Raw genomic sequence first — 16,668 nt, forward strand, 5'->3', positions numbered from 1 at the left:
GGCCGCTGTGGAGGAAGCAACCGCTCGTCGATGTCCCCTCTTTTCACCTCAAACGGAAGCTTGAGGTGAAAAGGTGGGACATTCAGCGAACGGACGCGGGTCAGGCCGCGAAACCCTCGGCAATCAGCTCGATCAACTCCTCGCGCTCTTCCACCGAGAGGAATGCTGCCGCCGCGGCATTCAACTGGAAAGCCTGCAGATCGTCGAGGTCGTAGTCGAACGTGCGCGCGAGAAGCGCGAGCTCGCGCGTGAGCGACGTGCGGCTCATCGTGCGGTTGTCGACGTTGACCGTCACCGAGAAACCCAGCTGGTACAGCAGATCGAAGGGATGATCCGCCAGCTCCGTGCCCCACGCCTCGATCGCCCCGGTCTGCAGGTTCGACGACGGCGAGAGCTCGAGGGGAATCTCGCGGTCACGCACCCAGCGCGCGACCGGTCCGAACGTGACCGCGACCTCATCGCCCGCGCGAGAGACGACGTTCAGATCGGATGCGAGGCGCACACCGTGACCGAGGCGGAGCGCCCGACCATCGATCAGCGCGGACCGGATCGAGTCGATGCCCGCCGCCTCGCCCGCGTGCACCGTGACGGGGAAGAACTCCGAGGCGAGATAGTCGAAGGTCTCGCGCAGGCGCGAGGGCGGGAAGCCGTCCTCGGGGCCCGCGATATCGAACCCGACGACGCCACGCTCGCGGTGACGCACGGCGAGCTCGGCGATCTCGAGCGAACGGTCCGTGTGGCGCATCGCGCTGAGGATCTGGCCGACGCGGATGCTCCGGCCCGAGCGGTCCGCGACATCCTCGCCCTCCTCGATCCCCGCCTGAACGGCCTCTACGGCCTCGTCAAGGCTCAGTCCCCCGGCGACATGCAGCTCGGGCGCCCAGCGCACCTCGCCGTAGATGACGCCGTCCTCGGCGAGGTCCTCGACGAATTCGCGGGCGATCCGTGTGAGCCCCTCGCGCGTTTGCATGACGCTCACCGTGACATCGAACGCCGACAGGTATTCGACGAGCGAGCCGGAGTCGGTGCGTTCGTCGTACCAGCTGGCGAGCCCGTCCACCCCCGCGCCCGGCAGATCGATCCCGGCCGCTTCGGCCAGCTGGACAACGGTCTCGATGCGCACAGCGCCGTCGAGATGATCGTGCAGGCTGACCTTCGGCAGCGATCGCACCGAGACCCCCTGCACCCTGAAGTCGCCGTTCGCGTCGATCGTCATGCGATCGCCTTCCTCTCGAGTGGGTCGTGCGTCATGCTGTGATGCGTTCGCGGACGAGCGGTGCGCGCTCGGCCACCTCTGCGGGGTCGCCGATCGACCACGCTCCTTCGAGCGCCGCGAGTGCGCGGTCGAAGCGTGCCGCGTCGTCCGCGAGCAGGGTGAAAACGGGCTGACCCTGCGACACGGTGTCGCCGGGCTTCACATGCAGGTCGATTCCCGCGGCGTGGACGACCGCGTCCTCGGCGCGGGCGCGTCCGGCGCCCAGCCGCCACGCGGCGATGCCGAACGGCAGGGCATCCATACGGGACACGGTGCCCGCCCGCCCGGCCGTGATGGTGTGCGTCTCGCGCGGCGTAGGGAGCGGGGCATCCGGGTCGCCGTCCTGCGCGCGAATGAGCGCGCGCCAGGCGTCCATGGCCCGCCCATCGGCGAGCGCACTCTCGACGTCGGCGTCGGGCTGCCCCGCGAGCGCGAGCATCTCCCGCGCGAGCGCGATGGTCAGCTCGACGACATCCGCGGGGCCACCACCCGCGAGCACCTCGACCGACTCGCGCACCTCGTTGGCGTTGCCGATCGCGAGGCCGAGCGGGGTGTTCATGTCGGTCAGCAGCGCGGTCGTCGCGACGCCCGAATCGGTGCCGAGCGCCACCATGGTGCGGGCGAGTTCGCGCGCACGATCGATGTCCTGCATGAACGCGCCCGAGCCGAACTTGACGTCGAGCACGAGCGCATCCGTGCCCTCGGCGATCTTCTTCGACATGATGCTCGACGCGATGAGCGGGATCGCCTCGACGGTGCCCGTCACGTCCCGCAGGGCGTAGAGCTTCTTGTCGGCGGGAGCGAGCCCCGAACCCGCGGCGCAGATCACCGCGCCGACGTCTCGGAGCTGGGCGAACATCTCATCGTTCGAGAGCGCCGCGCGCCATCCGGGAATCGACTCGAGCTTGTCGAGCGTGCCGCCGGTGTGTCCGAGGCCGCGACCCGAGAGCTGCGGAACGGCGACGCCGAAGGATGCCACGAGTGGCGCCAGCGGCAGGGTGATCTTGTCGCCCACACCCCCGGTGGAGTGCTTATCGACGGTCGTCTTGCCGAGACCCGTGAAGCTCATCCGCTCGCCGGAGGCGATCATCGCCTCGGTCAGCACGCGGATCTCGTCCCGCTCCATGCCGTTCAGCAACACCGCCATCGCGAAGGACGACATCTGCGCGTCGGAGACGTAGCCGCGCGTATACGCGTCGACCATCCAGCGGAGCGCGGGCTCGGGCACCGCTCCCCCGTCACGCTTGGCGCGGATGACGTCGACCGCGTCGTATGCCTCGATGGAACCGGATGCTTCGCTGCTCGCAGCGGTCACCGCGCAGCCTCTTCGAGGTCACGGGGACCGAATGCATCCGGCAGGACTTCATCGATCGTGCGGATGCCCGACACGGTCTCGAGCAGCATGCCCGGCAGGGCGAACTCGTTCAACAGTTGCCGGCAGCGTCCGCACGGCATGATCGTCTCGCCCGCATTGTTGACGCAGACGAACGCGACGAGCTGTCCGCCGCCCGACATGCGCAGGTCACCGACCAGCGCGCACTCAGCGCACAGGCCGACTCCGTAGGAGGCGTTCTCGACGTTGCAGCCCGAGACGATGCGGCCGTCGCTCACGAGCGCCGCAGCACCCACGCGGTACCGCGAGTAGGGGGCGTAGGCACGTTGCATGGCGTCGGTTGCCACCGCACGCAGCTCGTCCCAGTCGATATCGGTCACGATCACTCCTTGATGTAGGGCTTGCCCGCGGCCTTCGGACCGATCACTCGGCCCGCGACGACGGCGACCGCGATGATCGTGACGACGTAGGGCGTCATTTCGATCAGGTCGGGCGGAAGGGCGGAGCCGGCTTGGCCAGCCCACACCCGGAAGTTGCTGCTGAAGCCGAACAGCAGCGCGGCCGCGGCCATGCCCCACGGATTCCACCGACCGAGAATCACTGCGGCGAGCGCGATGAAGCCCTGCCCGGCGCTCATTTCTCGAACGAACGGCCCGACGGCACCGATCGTGAGGGCGGCACCGCCGAGACCGGCGATCAGCCCCGAGAGCGTCACGGTCCAAAAGCGCCACCGGTTGACGTTGATGCCCACGGTGTCTGCTGCCTGCGGATGCTCACCGAGGGCACGGATGCGCAGTCCCCACTTCGTGCGGAACAGGAAGAACCACACCAGCGGCACGAGCAGGAACATCAGGTAGGTCGTGATCCGCTGGTTGAAGATCACCGGACCGAGCACCGGGATGTCGGCGAGGAACGGGATCGCGATGCGCGGGAGCGTGCCGGGATTGTTCAGCTCAGCGGAGTTCTGCGACAGCACGGCCGAGTAGAGGAAGTTGGTGATCGCGCTGACGAGCACGATCAGAACGACGCCCACCACGACTTGGTCGACGAGGTATCGGATGGCGAACACCGCGAGGATCACGGACACCAGCGACCCGGCGACCATCGCCGCGACGAGAGCCACCAGGTAGTTGCCGGTCGATGAGGCGACGAACGCCGCAACGAACGCGCCGGCGAGCAACTGAGCCTCGATCGCGATGTTGACGACGCCCACGCGCTCGCCGAGAACTCCGGCGAGCCCGCCCAGCACGATCGGCGTGGACAGGGCGATCGCTCCGGTCAGCAGGAACACCACGGGCACGTTGCTGCCGCTCCCCACCCACGCGACCAGCCCCACGAGGAAGGCGAGGCCGACGATCAGGATGAGCCAGACCGGAACCTTGCGGCGGTTTGCGGCGTACCAGAACGAGGCCGCGGCGGCGATCGTCGCGATGAGGCCCATGACGATACCGACGAGACGGGAGGTCGAATCCAGCGCCGGCAGCACGACCGCATCGGAGGCATTCGACCAGACGAAGCGCACGGGCTCGTCTCGTCCGAAGAGTCCGAACGCGACGAGTCCGAGCACGGCGACGATTGCGAGCAGCACCGGGGTGCGCCACTTGCGCGGCGCGAGCGGCACGGCGTGTGCCACGGGTGACGGGGTGGGCGCGACGGCGGTCATTGCGCCCCCTCCTTAGCCTCGAGTTGCGGTTTGGCTCCCGTGTTCAGCTCCGTCACTTCCCGCTGTTTGGGCAGGAATCGGAAGATCGCGCGCACGAGCGGCGGGGCGGCGATGAACAGGACGATCAGACCCTGGATCACACCGAGGATCTCGGGTGAGACATCCGCGAGCTGCATCGTGGGGCTGGCGGCGCGGAACATGCCGAACAGGATGCCTGCCAGCAAGACGCCGGGCGCGGTGGAGCTGCCGAGAAGGGCGACGGTGATGGCGTCGAATCCGATGCCCGCGTCGATGTTGGGCCCGAAGTTGCCGTCGCGGCCGAGCGACTGATTCATGCCGGCGAGTCCGATGAACAGACCCGACAGCACCATGGCGGTGATGTACATCCGGCCGACGTTGACGCCTGCGGCACGTGCCGCATCGGGGTTGAGCCCGACCATCCGCAGCCGGAAGCCGAGCGACGAGCGCTCCATCAGCCACCAGTACACGATCACGGCGACGAGGCAGAGGATGAACCCCAGCCGCAGGTCGAAACCGTCGCCGAGGATGCGCGGGAACACCGCGGTCGGGTCGGGGGGTCGCGTCGACGGGTTGTTGCCCGCATCCATGTCGTGAAGGACGGGCGTGCGCATCAGGTAGGTCGCGAGCGAGACGGCGATGTAATTCATCATGATCGTCACGATGACCTCGTGCGCACCCGTCTTCGCCTTCAGGAATCCGGCGATGCCCGCCCAGAGACCTGCGCCGACGAATCCGAAGATCATGGCGACGATCAGGTGGATTCCCCAGGGCAGGTGCAGCTGGAAGGACGCCCAGGCCGACCAGATCGCGCCCATGATGAGCTGCCCCTGGCCACCGATGTTGAACAGCCCCGAGCGGAAGGTGAGGGCGACGCCGAGTCCTGCGGCGATCAGCGGCCCCGCGAACCGGAGCGACTCCAACAGAGGAGTGATGCCTGCCTCGAAGCTCGACGCGTTGTAGTTGTAGATCGCGCCGCGGAAGAGCGCGGCGTAGGCGTTGCCGATCGCCTGTCCGGCTGCCACGAAGAAGTCTCCGGGCCGGGAGAAGAAGTAGCTGAGGGTGCCGAGCACGTCGTCGTTCGTGAAGACGATCAGCACGGATGCGACGAGGAGCGACAGGATGACCGCCGCGATCGTCCGGACGAAGCCGCCCGCGGCGATGTCGTGCAGCACGTCGTTCCAGCGCGGCCGCGGAGAATCGGCGGGTGCGGGAGTGGGGGCCTTCGGGGAAGCCTGTGCCGTGCTCATTCCGTGACTCCTGCCATGAGGCGACCCAGCTGTTCGCGGGGTGTGTCGGCCGGGACGATGTCGATGATCGCGCCGCGGTACATCACGGCGATGCGGTCCGCGAGCGCGATGACCTCGTCGAGCTCTGTCGAGATGATCAGAACGGGAACGCCCGAGTCTCGCACCTCGATGATGCGCTCGTGGATGAACTCGATCGACCCGACATCGACTCCGCGTGTGGGCTGCGAAGCGACGAGAAGCTTGAGGTCCCGCCCGAGTTCGCGGGCCAGCACGACCTTCTGCTGGTTTCCGCCGGAGAGGCGGCCGACGAGCGTGTCTCTGTTGGGTGTGCGGATATCGAACTCCGTGATCGCCTGTTCGGCGAAGCTGTCGCGGTGTGCGAAGTCGATCGAGGGTCCCTTCGTGAAGGGGCCGGAGAATGAGCGGTCGGTCATCAGGTTCTCGGCGACCGAGAACTCGGCGACGAGCCCGTCGACCTTCCTGTCTTCGGGAACGAACCCGACGCCGCTCTCGAGAACGTGGCGAACGTCGGCAGAGACGAGCTCCTTGCCATACAGCGTGATGGAACCGCGCGCCTTTTCGCGCAGACCCACGATCGTCTCGGTCAGCTCGGTCTGCCCGTTCCCCTGCACGCCGGCGATCGCGAGGACCTCGCCCTCGCGGATCGAGAACGACACCTCGGCGAGTTGACGCTGACCACCCTCGCTGAAGAGCGTCAGGTCGCGGACGACGAAGACCTCGTCGCCGAGCTTCGGCTCGTTCTTGTGCACGGTCAGTTCGACGTCGCGGCCGACCATGAGAGCCGCGAGTTCGTCGGTGGATGCCGTGGGCTCCGCTTCGCCGACGACCTTGCCGAGGCGGATCACCGTGATCTTGTCCGCGACGGCCTTGACCTCGCGCAGCTTGTGGGTGATGAAGACGATCGATGTGCCGTGCTCGGCGAGGCGGCGCATCGTCGCCATGAGCTCGTCGGTCTCTTGCGGCGTCAGCACGGCGGTCGGTTCGTCGAGCACCAAGACCTTGGCGTCGCGCGAGAGCGCCTTGACGATCTCGACGCGCTGCTGTGCGCCCACGGGCAGATCTTCGACGAGCGCGTCCGGATCGATGTCGAAGCCGAACCGCTCGGAGATCTCGCGGACGCGTCGTCGCGCCTCGGGCAGGTCGATGACGCCCGCCTTCGTCGGCTCGTGGCCCAGCATGATGTTCTCGGCAACGGTGAAGACGGGAATCAGCATGAAGTGCTGGTGCACCATGCCGATGCCCGCGGCCATCGCCTGGCCGGGGCCGGAGAAATGCTGGGGAACGTCGTCGAGAAGGATCTCGCCGTGATCGGGCTGGTAGAACCCGAACAGCACGTTCATGAGGGTGGACTTGCCGGCGCCGTTCTCGCCGAGGAGGGCGTGGATCTGGCCCGACTCGACGGTGATGCTGATGGCGTCATTGGCAACAAGGGATCCGAATCGCTTCGTGATCCCGCGGAGCTCGAGTTTCATGGTCCACCCATCCTGCCGGATACCGGCCCCAGACGACACAAACCGGGGCGACCGATCGGCCGCCCCGGCGTGTGTTCGTGCGTTGTTGCTGTGATCGTTCCTAATTACATCGCAGCGAGCGGGTCGATCGACCCGTCGATGATGCCGGCCTTCAGCTCGTCGAGCTTGGTCTTGATCTCGTCGGAGACCTGGCCGTCGAATTCGCCGAAGCCGCTGAGCGCGGTTCCGTCGTTCTCGAGGGTGCCGACGTAGGGCTCGATGTCGAACTCTTCACCGTCGACCAGCGCGGCGATCACGTCATAGACGGCCTGCGTCATGCGCTTCTCTACCGAGGTCAGCGTGATGTCGGCGAGCTCGGGCTGCGTCACGGCGATGTCCTTGTCGACACCGAGCATGACGGCGTTGCCACCCGACTCGCGGATCGCTTCGGCCGTGGCCGTGAACAGTCCACCCGCGACCGGGAAGATCACGTCGGCGCCGGCGGTGAGCTGGCCTTCCGAGATCGACTTGGCGAGGCCCGTGTTCTCGAAGTCACCGACGAAGTCGGTCATGCCGACGACGGTGACCGGGGTGCCGGTCTCCGACTCGTAGTACTTGGCGCCGTTTTCGAAGCCCTGCATGAAGACGGTGACGGCGTCGATGTCCATGCCGCCGTACGTGCCGACCGTCTTGGTGGTCGAGTACGCCGCCGCAAGGTAGCCCGCGAGGAAGCTGGACTCGGCCATCGAGTACTGGATGGGCTTGAGGTTGGTCTCGCCCGAGTTCCAGCCGTCGATCCAGACGAAGTGCGAATCGGGGTTCTCGGTCGCGACGTTGGTCATGACGTCGTTCAGCGAGAAGTTGAAGCCGACGGCGAAGGTGACGTCGCAGCCCGCTCCGACCATGGCCTCGAGGTTGGGCTGGAAGTCTTCGGGGCTTCCCGACTCGGCGTCGTGGATCTCGATACCGAGGTCTTCTGCAGCCATCTCCAGACCGCCGTAGGCAGCCTCGTTGAAGCTCTTGTCCTGCCAGCTGCCCTCGTCGGAGACGGCGCAGGCCAGGAAGTCGTTCTCAGGCGCGGCCGAGCCGTTGCCTTCGTCCTCGGGCGCAGCGCCACAGGCGGAGAGCATGAGGGCGGCGACGCCGGCGATCGCTACGGCACCGAGTGCACGCTTGCGGGTGAATGATTTCACGGGATTCCTCTCTTGGTTCAGCCCCGGGCGGAGGAAACCGCGCCGGGACAGACAAAGAAACGTTACGTCGTGTGACGCGACTCTCGACACCGCCAACGGCCTCCGCGCACGAAGCGTTATCAAAGCGCTATCGATCCGAAACATGAGCGTTCGCCGGACAGCGCTGGGGGCGCGAAATCACGCGGTCAGAGGCCGCGGATGCTTCGGCTCGGGACGACGGCAGAAGTGAGGAGTTCGCGGATGTATACGAGGAATCCGTCCGCATCCACCCGCTCGATGACCCGTGCGTTCGGTTCGAGGTCGTGCACGCCCCACGACATGGCGGAGTACCCGCGCGTCAGGTCCGACGCGGTCTCGATGTCAACGGCGTACCGCGAGGACTGCAGGACGAGTTCCGGATGCACGAGCACCGCGGCCGTCAGCGAGTCGGGGTGCGTCGAGCCCGGGATGCCGACGGACTCGTCGAACGCGAGCGTGGTCTCGACGATGCGCGTGAAGAAGGCGGCCAGCGGTGTGCCGATCTCCGCGATCTCGGCGAGCCGGTCTCGCGAGAAGACGGCGTCGCGGAGGGTCAGCGGATCCCACGGGATGACGGTGATGTCGAAGCCCGCGGCGAAGACCGCCTTGGCGGCCTCGGGGTCGACGTAGAAGTTGTACTCGGCCGCGGCGGTGATGTTGCCGCGCCCGTTGTTCGAGCCGCCCATGATGTAGAGCTCGCCGACATTCCGGACGAAGTCGGGATCCTTCACCAGCGCCGTCGCGATGTTCGTGAGCGGCCCGATGGCGACGATGCGCAACTCTCCCGGGTTTTCTGCGGCGAGGCGAATGAGCGCGTCGACGCCGTGTTCCGCCGAGACCTCGAGCCCCTCTTCGTCGATTGAGAGTCCGCCCGAGCCGTCGCCGTGGACGTTCTCGGCCGAGACCCACTCGCGGACGAGGGGGCGACGGCAGCCGAGATGGATGGGCACCTCGCCGAGGCGACCGGCCGCGGCGAGTGTCAGATGGGCGTTCCGGACCTGCTGGTCGAACCCGACATTCCCGGCGACCATCGTGATCGCTCGAAGGTCCGCGGCGGGGTCCAGCAAACCGATGAGCAGGGCGACACAGTCATCCTGAGCAGTGTCGGTGTCGATGATGAGAGGAATCGGTCCCTGAGCCTGTCGAAGGGTCACAGCACTTCCCCCTGTCCGCTCAGCTTCAAGGCATCCACAACACCCTTCACGCGCTGCGCGTGCTCACTGGTCGTGACGAGGAGAGCGTCCTCGGTGTCGACGATGACGATGTCCTGCACGCCGATGACACTGATCACACGCTTGGTCTGAGAGACGACGATGCCGCTCGAGGCATCCGCCAGCACCCGTGCGTTGCCGCCGAGGATGGCGAGTTCGCCCCGGCCACGGGAGTTCAGTTTCGCGAGGCTGGCGAAGTCCCCGACGTCGTCCCAGTCGAAGTGCCCCGGAATGACGGCCAGCCGGCCGCGTTCAGCCGCCGGCTCGGCGACGGCGTAGTCGATCGCGATCTTCTTCAGCGTGGGCCAGATGCGGTCCACGACCGGACCCCGACGGTCGCGGTCGTCCCAGGCCTCGGCGAGCTCCATGAGCCCGGCGTGCAGCTCGGGCTCGTTGCGCTCGAGCTCGGCCAGCAGCACATCGGCGCGCGAAATGAACATGCCCGCGTTCCAGAGGTACGACCGGTCGGCGAAGTATTCCTTGGCGGTATCGAGGTCGGGCTTCTCGACGAATCGTTCGACAGCGGCGGCCTCGGGCGCGCCCTCGACGACGAGTTCGTCGCCCTTCTTGATGTAGCCGAAGCCGACGGATGGCTCGGACGGCTGAATTCCGATCGTGCAGATGTACCCGTCGCGCGCGACGGCGACGGCCTGCTGCACCGCGAACTCGAACGTCCGCATGCCACGGATCACGTGGTCGGCCGCGAACGAACCGATGATCACGTCGGGCTCACGGCGCGAGAGCACCGCCGCCGCGAGGCCGATCGCCGCTGCCGAATCCCGCGGCTCGGACTCGAGCAGAACGTTGGCGTCGGGTATGCCGGGCAGCTCAGCTTCCACGGCCGCACGGTGGGCGCGACCCGTGACGACCGCGATGCGGTCCTCGCCCGAGAGCGGCGCGAGCCGATCCCAGGTGTCGCGCAGAAGTGTCTGCCCCGAACCGGTCAGGTCGTGCAGAAACTTCGGGGCGTCAGCGCGCGAGAGCGGCCACAGTCTGCTTCCCACGCCGCCGGCCGGGATGACGGCGTAGAAGCCTTCTATCGGTTGTGCCATGCAGTCAGGGTAGCCGCGGCGCTCCCCCGCCATCGAACCCGCGCAAAGTTTCTCGATGTCGAGATAGTTAGGATGGCCTAATCGCCGCACCCGCGCAGAGCGGGAATAGGATGTTCGTAGCGCTCGAGCCGCGTCGGCCCGGCGCATCCGTACCTCGCACCGATCAGGGAGGACGACCGTGTCCGCAGACACCCGCCAGGCACTGTCGATCTCAGAGACCACCTCCAAGCGCCCGGCCGGCACGCTCTATCGCGGCCGTGAGGGCATGTGGTCCTGGGTTCTACACCGCATCACCGGCGTCGCCATTTTCTTCTTCCTCTTGGTGCACGTGCTCGACACGGCACTCATCCGCGTCTCGCCCGAGGCATACGACGCCGTCATCGGCTTCTACAAGAACCCGATCATGGGTCTTGGCGAGGTCGTCCTGGTCGCGGCGATCGCATACCACGCGTTCAACGGCCTGCGCATCATCGCGATCGACTTCTGGTCGAAGGGCGCGAAGTACCAGCGCCAGATGTTCTGGATCGTCATCGGGGTCTGGGTCGTCACGATGGCCGCCTTCACACCCCGACATCTCATCAACGTCTTCGCGGGAGGTGGTGAGTGATGTCCAGCAACACCCTGGCCGCTCCCCGTTCGCCCTACGCTCGACCGAAGCGCCGCGGCGTCAACCTCGAGAAGTGGGGTTGGGTCTACATGCGTGTCTCCGGCGCGATCCTCGTCGTCCTGATCTTCGGGCACCTCTTCGCCAACCTGATGGTCGGCGATGGAATCCACGGAATCGACTTCGGATTCGTCGCGGGCAAGCTGGCAAACCCGCTCTGGCAGTGGTGGGACGTCGCGATGCTCTGGCTCGCGTTGATCCATGGCGGCAACGGCATGCGCACCATCGTCAACGACTACGTCACGCACCAGACCGCGCGCCGCGTGCTGGTGTGGGCGATCGGGCTATCGGCCGGATTCCTGATCATCCTCGGCACCCTCGTTGTCTTCACGTTCGACCCCTGCATCGGGGTCACCGAATCGAGCACCCTCTGGGAGACGTGCCAGGCCGCTGCCTGACGCACGATCCCCAACGACCCCTCTCAGTAAGGCACCCCCTGTGACGACGACCGTGACCGGCACCGACAGCAAGACCGACGTGCACCACCATCAGTTCGACATCGTCATCGTCGGCGCCGGCGGCGCCGGCATGCGCGCGGCGATCGAGGCAGGTCCGCACGCGAAGACCGCGGTGATCTCGAAGCTCTACCCCACGCGCTCCCATACGGGCGCCGCGCAGGGCGGTATGGCCGCCGCGCTGGCGAACGTCGAAGAGGATTCGTGGGAGTGGCACACCTTCGACACCGTCAAGGGCGGCGACTACCTCGTCGACCAGGACGCGGCCGAGATCCTCGCGAAAGAGGCGATCGACGCGGTCATCGACCTCGAGAACATGGGTCTGCCCTTCAACCGCACGCCCGAAGGCAAGATCGACCAGCGCCGCTTCGGCGGGCACACGGCCGACCACGGCAAGACGCCCGTCCGCCGCGCCTGCTACGCCGCCGACCGCACCGGTCACATGATTCTGCAGACGCTGTTCCAGAACTGCGTCAAGCTCGGCATCAACTTCTTCAACGAGTTCTACGTGCTCGACCTGCTGACATCGAAGGATGCCGACGGCAAGACCCAGACGTCGGGTGTCGTCGCGTACGAACTCTCGACGGGCGACCTGCACGTCTTCCACGCCAAGGCGGTCATCTTCGCGACCGGCGGCTTCGGCAAGATCTACAAGACGACGTCCAACGCGCACACCCTCACGGGCGACGGCGTCGGCATCGTCTGGCGCAAGGGCCTGCCCCTCGAGGACATGGAGTTCTTCCAGTTCCACCCGACAGGGCTCGCAGGTCTCGGCATCCTTTTGACGGAGGGCGCCCGAGGCGAGGGCGCGATCCTCCGAAATGCGAGTGGTGAGCGCTTCATGGAACGCTACGCGCCCACCATCAAGGACCTCGCGCCACGTGACATCGTGAGTCGCTGTATGCAGCAGGAGGTCGCAGAAGGTCGCGGCGCCGGTCCTCACAAGGACTACGTGCTGCTCGACTGCACGCACCTGGGTGCCGAGGTGCTCGAGACGAAGCTCCCGGACATCACCGAATTCGCGCGCACCTACCTCGGCGTCGACCCGGTCGTCGAGCCGGTTCCCGTCATGCCGACCGCGCACTACGCGATGGGCGGCATCCCCACGAACGTGGCCGCCGAAGTGCTCGCCGACAATAACACCGTCGTGCCGGGGCTCTACGCCGCCGGCGAGTGCGCGTGCGTCTCGGTGCACGGATCGAACCGCCTCGGTACGAACTCGCTGCTCGACATCAACGTGTTCGGCAAGCGCGCCGGCAAGAACGCCGTCGAATATGTCAAAACCGCCGACTTCGTGCCGCTCCCCGAAGACCCCGCGGGCGCCGTCCGCGACCTGATCGAGGGTCTGCGTGCCGGAACGGGCACCGAGCGCATCTCGGTTCTGCGCAAGACGCTGCAGGAAGAGATGGACAAGAACGCGCAGGTGTTCCGCACCGACGAGTCCCTCACCCATGTCCTGAACGTCATCGAAGAACTCCGCGAGCGCTTCTTGAACATCCACGTCGACGACAAGGGCAGGCGCTACAACACCGACCTGCTCGAGGCCGTCGAGCTCGGCTTCCTCCTCGACATCGCCGAGGTTGTCGTCGTGACGGCCCGCAACCGCAAGGAAAGCCGTGGCGGCCACATGCGCGACGACTTCCCCAAGCGCGACGACGAGGTCTACATGAAGCACACGATGGCCTACCTCACCGGCGATCCGCACTCGTCGAAGGCCGACGACCATATTTCGCTCGATTGGAAACCCGTCGTGATCACGCGCTACCAGCCGATGGAGAGGAAGTACTGATGTCCTCCACGCTCGTCGTAGAGACGACCGACGCCCAGGCCGAAACCGAGGTCGTGAACGACACGGGCATCCAGTCCTTTCTGGTGACCTTCATCGTCCGCCGCTTCGACCCCGAAGTGGACGACGAACCGCGCTGGGTCGACTACGACGTCGAGCTCTACTCGACCGACCGTGTGCTCGATGCCCTGCACAAGATCAAGTGGGAGGTCGACGGTTCGCTGTCGTTCCGCCGCTCGTGCGCCCACGGCATCTGCGGATCCGACGCCATGCGCATCAACGGTCGCAACCGGCTGGCCTGCAAGACGCTCATCAAGGACCTCGACATCTCGCAGCCCATCTACGTCGAGGCGATCAAGGGGCTGCCGCTCGAGAAGGACCTGATCGTCGACATGGAGCCGTTCTTCGCGTCGTTCCGCGAGGTCAAGCCGTTCCTCATCTCGAACACCGCACCCGAGCCGGGCAAGGAGCGAGTGCAGTCGATCGTCAACCGCGAGATCTTCGACGACACCACCAAGTGCATCCTGTGTGCCGCGTGCACCTCGTCGTGCCCCGTGTTCTGGACCGACGGACAGTACTTCGGCCCCGCCGCGATCGTCAACGCGCACCGCTTCATCTTCGACTCGCGTGACGACGCGGGCGACATGCGCCTCGACATCCTGAACGACAAAGAGGGCGTGTGGCGCTGCCGCACGACCTTCAACTGCACGGATGCCTGCCCGCGCGGCATTCAGGTGACCCAGGCGATCGCCGAGGTCAAGCAGGCTATCCTCCGCGGCAAGTAGCCACCTCGTGACCGGCGCGCCTCCCCTCGAGATCCGCCGGTCACGTGTTGCGGTGACCGCCGCGTATGCGGCTCAGGGCCTCGGTTATGCCGTTGTCGTGACGTCCTTGCCGTCCTTCACGGGGCGTCTCGGCATCGACGACGTCGCGGTGTCGCTCATTGTGCTGCTGGTCTGCGCCACGGCGGCCGGCGGCTCGGTCGTCGCCGATCTGCTCGCGCGCTGGCGAGGAAGTCGGACAGCCCTCGCCGCGGGATTGATCGTCCAGGCCGCCGCGTTCGCCGTGATCGCACTCGGTCCGCCCTTGCCTGTTTTCGTGGCCGCCTTCGGTGTCTACGGGCTCGGTCTCGGCGCGGTCGACGCATCCGCCGCCATGCAGGGTGTGCTCATCCAGCGTCGCTACCGCCGCGACATCATGGGCGCCTTCTTCGCCGCGTACACCGCGGCCGCGATCGTTGGGGCACTCGTTGTGGCAGGATCCGCCGCGATCTCGATCGGCCCCGCCCTGGCGCTCGGCGCCGCCGCCGTCGTTGCGGTCGCGGTTGCTGCCAACGGCACGCGAGCCTTCGACCGCGCCCGCGCCGCCGCACCGGTCGGTGAACGACCGCGCATCCCGCTCCCCCGTCGCGGAATCTGGCTGTTCGGATTTGTCATTCTGGTGGCATTCACCCTCGATTCCGGTGTCAGCACCTGGAGCACGATCTATCTCAACGACGATCTCGTCTCCGGTGCGGCGATCGCACCGCTCGGTTATGCCGCCTACCAGGTCGCGATCCTGGTGACGCGTCTCACGACGGACCGCGCGACCGGACGGTGGGGGCGCACCGCGGTCGTCGTGACGGCGACGGCGGTCTCGATTGTGGGGCTGGTCCTGGTCGCGGCACTCCCGTGGACGATCGCGGCGATCGTCGGATTCGCTCTCGCCGGAGTTGCGGTCGGAGCGCTCGTGCCGCTGTCGTTCACGTCCGCGGGGGCGCTCGCACCCGCCCGGGGCGATGAGGTGATCGCGCGCGTCAACCTGTTCAACTATGCCGGCGCGGTCCTTGGGGCGGTTCTGCTGGGACTCCTCGCCGATGCCCCCGGACTTGGCGTCGCCTTCCTGCTTCCCGCCCTGATGCTGGTGCCGATCCTGTTCCTCGCCCGGCGTTTCGGTCGGGCGGTTGCGGCGACCGAGTCATCCGCCGGCGCCTCGGCGTATGCGGACGGCGCCGACCCGAGTCGCTAGCCTGGGGGCGTGAGTTCCCGACGATCGTCCGACCCCGAGGTGTATCCCGACGGCCCGGACGATGAGGGCGCGGCGGGCCGCACTGACGACGACGACGCCGGACGCTGGGAGTCCGCGCAGGAGACGCTCCGGCGCCACCTCGAAGAGCCGGTGCAACGCGCGACGCAACTGACCCGGCGGACGCTCGCCTGGTTTCCGATCCGGGTATGGCGGCACTTCCTGCGTCACAACGGGTTTCTGCTCGCGGCAGGGGTGAGTTACCAGTCGCTGTTCGCGATCTTCGGTGTTATCTACCTGGCGTTCGCGGTGGTCGGGCTGTGGATCGGTGCGAGTCCCGCGGCGATCGATCGGATGATCGACATCATCAACGAGTACATCCCGAACCTGATCAGCGAGAACGGGCTGGTCACCCCGGAACAGGTGGAGTCTGTCACCACCGCCACGGCGACGACCCTCGGCATCACGGGGGCCGTCGCGCTCGTCGTCGTCGTGTGGACGGCGATCGGATTCATCACCTACGCCCGCCGGGCCGTGCGAGATATCTTCGGCCTCCCCTTCGATACCCGCTCGTACGTCCTCTTGAAGGCCCGCGACTTCCTCGCGGCCGTGATCCTCGCCGTCGCACTTCTCGTCGGCTTCGCCGTCAGCGGCATCGCCACCTGGGCCCTGACGCTGCTGTTCACCCTTTTCGGGATCGGGGATCTGAGCGTGCTGTCGAACGTGACCGCGCGAACGGTGTCCCTGCTGGTCTCGTTCGCGATCAACGGGGCCGCGCTGGCCGCACTGTTCCGGTTCCTGACGGGGGCGGCACTCGCCTGGCACCGGATCTGGCCGGGCGCCCTGCTCGGCGGTGCAGCAATCACCGTGCTGCAGGTGGGCGCTGGTGTGCTCCTGATCTACACACCCTCGAACCCTCTCCTGGCCACCTTCGCTGTGCTGATCGGGTTTCTGCTGTGGTTCCGCCTGATCGGCATCGTCATCCTGGTCGCGGGGGCGTGGATCGCGGTCGGCGCCGCCGATCGAAACCTCGCACTGACGGAGCGCACGGAAGAAGAGGCGCGGCTCGACGAGTACCGGGCGCTGCTCGTGGCCGCGGAGGTCCGCCTACGCGAAGCACGGCTGACACGCGACACCGCGCCCTGGTATCGCTCCTGGCGCGCGGGCCGCGATGTGCGCCTGGCCGAAGATGAGCTCGCACGCCTCCGGGCTGATCCCCCGCCGGAGCCGAAAACCCGCGGCTTCCTGCTCGACTGAGCATCGGAGCGTAGCGCGGAGCGTGTCGGGGGCCGTG

General features: G+C 66.9%; 15 protein-coding genes. 6 read left to right on the plus strand and 9 right to left on the minus strand.

Going from position 1 to position 16,668, the window contains the following annotated elements; all coding sequences use genetic code 11:
- Window positions 1-100 precede the first annotated feature (100 nt).
- The 9 genes from CGU34_RS11130 to CGU34_RS11170 form a co-directional block, all read right to left on the minus strand.
- On the minus strand, window positions 101-1,216 hold the full coding sequence (locus tag CGU34_RS11130; protein WP_100814130.1) for an adenosine deaminase: 1,116 nt from the start codon (window positions 1,214-1,216) through the stop codon (window positions 101-103).
- A 31-nt stretch (window positions 1,217-1,247) separates the two neighbouring features.
- Window positions 1,248-2,570, minus strand: coding sequence for a thymidine phosphorylase (locus CGU34_RS11135; protein ID WP_100814131.1), 1,323 nt, complete (start codon window positions 2,568-2,570; stop codon window positions 1,248-1,250).
- Window positions 2,567-2,968, minus strand: coding sequence for a cytidine deaminase (locus CGU34_RS11140; RefSeq protein ID WP_100814132.1), 402 nt, complete (start codon window positions 2,966-2,968; stop codon window positions 2,567-2,569). Before CGU34_RS11140 ends, CGU34_RS11135 begins: the two co-directional genes overlap by 4 nt.
- 2 nt (window positions 2,969-2,970) lie before the next feature.
- Window positions 2,971-4,251 (minus strand): ABC transporter permease, encoded by a 1,281-nt coding sequence (locus tag CGU34_RS11145; protein ID WP_100814133.1) that lies wholly within the window; start codon window positions 4,249-4,251, stop codon window positions 2,971-2,973.
- Window positions 4,248-5,519, minus strand: a complete 1,272-nt coding sequence (locus tag CGU34_RS11150; protein ID WP_081766300.1) for an ABC transporter permease — start codon at window positions 5,517-5,519, stop codon at window positions 4,248-4,250. Before CGU34_RS11150 ends, CGU34_RS11145 begins: the two co-directional genes overlap by 4 nt.
- Window positions 5,516-7,012 (minus strand): ABC transporter ATP-binding protein, encoded by a 1,497-nt coding sequence (locus CGU34_RS11155; protein WP_100814134.1) that lies wholly within the window; start codon window positions 7,010-7,012, stop codon window positions 5,516-5,518. The genes CGU34_RS11150 and CGU34_RS11155 overlap by 4 nt, the downstream gene beginning before the upstream one ends.
- A gap of 104 nt (window positions 7,013-7,116) precedes the next feature.
- Complete coding sequence (locus tag CGU34_RS11160; RefSeq protein ID WP_157811291.1) at window positions 7,117-8,184, minus strand: BMP family lipoprotein; 1,068 nt, start codon at window positions 8,182-8,184, stop codon at window positions 7,117-7,119.
- 185 nt (window positions 8,185-8,369) lie between these two features.
- Window positions 8,370-9,356 (minus strand): nucleoside hydrolase, encoded by a 987-nt coding sequence (locus CGU34_RS11165; protein WP_232711648.1) that lies wholly within the window; start codon window positions 9,354-9,356, stop codon window positions 8,370-8,372.
- Complete coding sequence (locus CGU34_RS11170; protein WP_036298413.1) at window positions 9,353-10,465, minus strand: mannose-1-phosphate guanylyltransferase; 1,113 nt, start codon at window positions 10,463-10,465, stop codon at window positions 9,353-9,355. The genes CGU34_RS11165 and CGU34_RS11170 overlap by 4 nt, the downstream gene beginning before the upstream one ends.
- A 178-nt stretch (window positions 10,466-10,643) precedes the next feature.
- On the opposite strand from CGU34_RS11170, the gene sdhC reads away from it, so the two are divergent.
- The 6 genes from sdhC to CGU34_RS11200 are packed head-to-tail and all read left to right on the plus strand — an operon-like array spanning window position 10,644 to window position 16,631.
- On the plus strand, window positions 10,644-11,072 hold the full coding sequence (gene sdhC / locus CGU34_RS11175) for a succinate dehydrogenase, cytochrome b556 subunit (RefSeq protein ID WP_081766302.1): 429 nt from the start codon (window positions 10,644-10,646) through the stop codon (window positions 11,070-11,072).
- Window positions 11,072-11,527 carry a succinate dehydrogenase hydrophobic membrane anchor subunit gene (locus CGU34_RS11180; RefSeq protein ID WP_036298414.1) on the plus strand — a complete coding sequence of 152 codons (456 nt, stop codon included), beginning with the start codon at window positions 11,072-11,074 and terminating at the stop codon, window positions 11,525-11,527. The genes sdhC and CGU34_RS11180 overlap by 1 nt, the downstream gene beginning before the upstream one ends.
- Window positions 11,528-11,567: 40 nt before the next feature.
- A complete protein-coding gene (gene sdhA / locus CGU34_RS11185; protein ID WP_051513470.1) occupies window positions 11,568-13,373 on the plus strand; it encodes a succinate dehydrogenase flavoprotein subunit in 1,806 nt (601 codons plus the stop codon).
- Window positions 13,373-14,155, plus strand: coding sequence for a succinate dehydrogenase iron-sulfur subunit (locus CGU34_RS11190; RefSeq protein WP_036298416.1), 783 nt, complete (start codon window positions 13,373-13,375; stop codon window positions 14,153-14,155). Before sdhA ends, CGU34_RS11190 begins: the two co-directional genes overlap by 1 nt.
- Before the next feature lie 7 nt (window positions 14,156-14,162).
- Entirely contained in the window at window positions 14,163-15,377 is a 1,215-nt protein-coding gene (locus CGU34_RS11195; protein WP_198517756.1) for an MFS transporter, read from the plus strand.
- 9 nt (window positions 15,378-15,386) lie between these two features.
- The gene (locus tag CGU34_RS11200) at window positions 15,387-16,631 is read left to right on the plus strand and encodes a YihY/virulence factor BrkB family protein (protein ID WP_232711649.1); all 1,245 of its coding nucleotides are present in this window, start codon (window positions 15,387-15,389) and stop codon (window positions 16,629-16,631) included.
- Window positions 16,632-16,668: the final 37 nt, after the last annotated feature.

The sequence above is a fragment of the Microbacterium lacus genome (assembly GCF_002812805.1).
GTDB classification, from domain to species: Bacteria; Actinomycetota; Actinomycetes; order Actinomycetales; family Microbacteriaceae; genus Microbacterium; species Microbacterium lacus_A.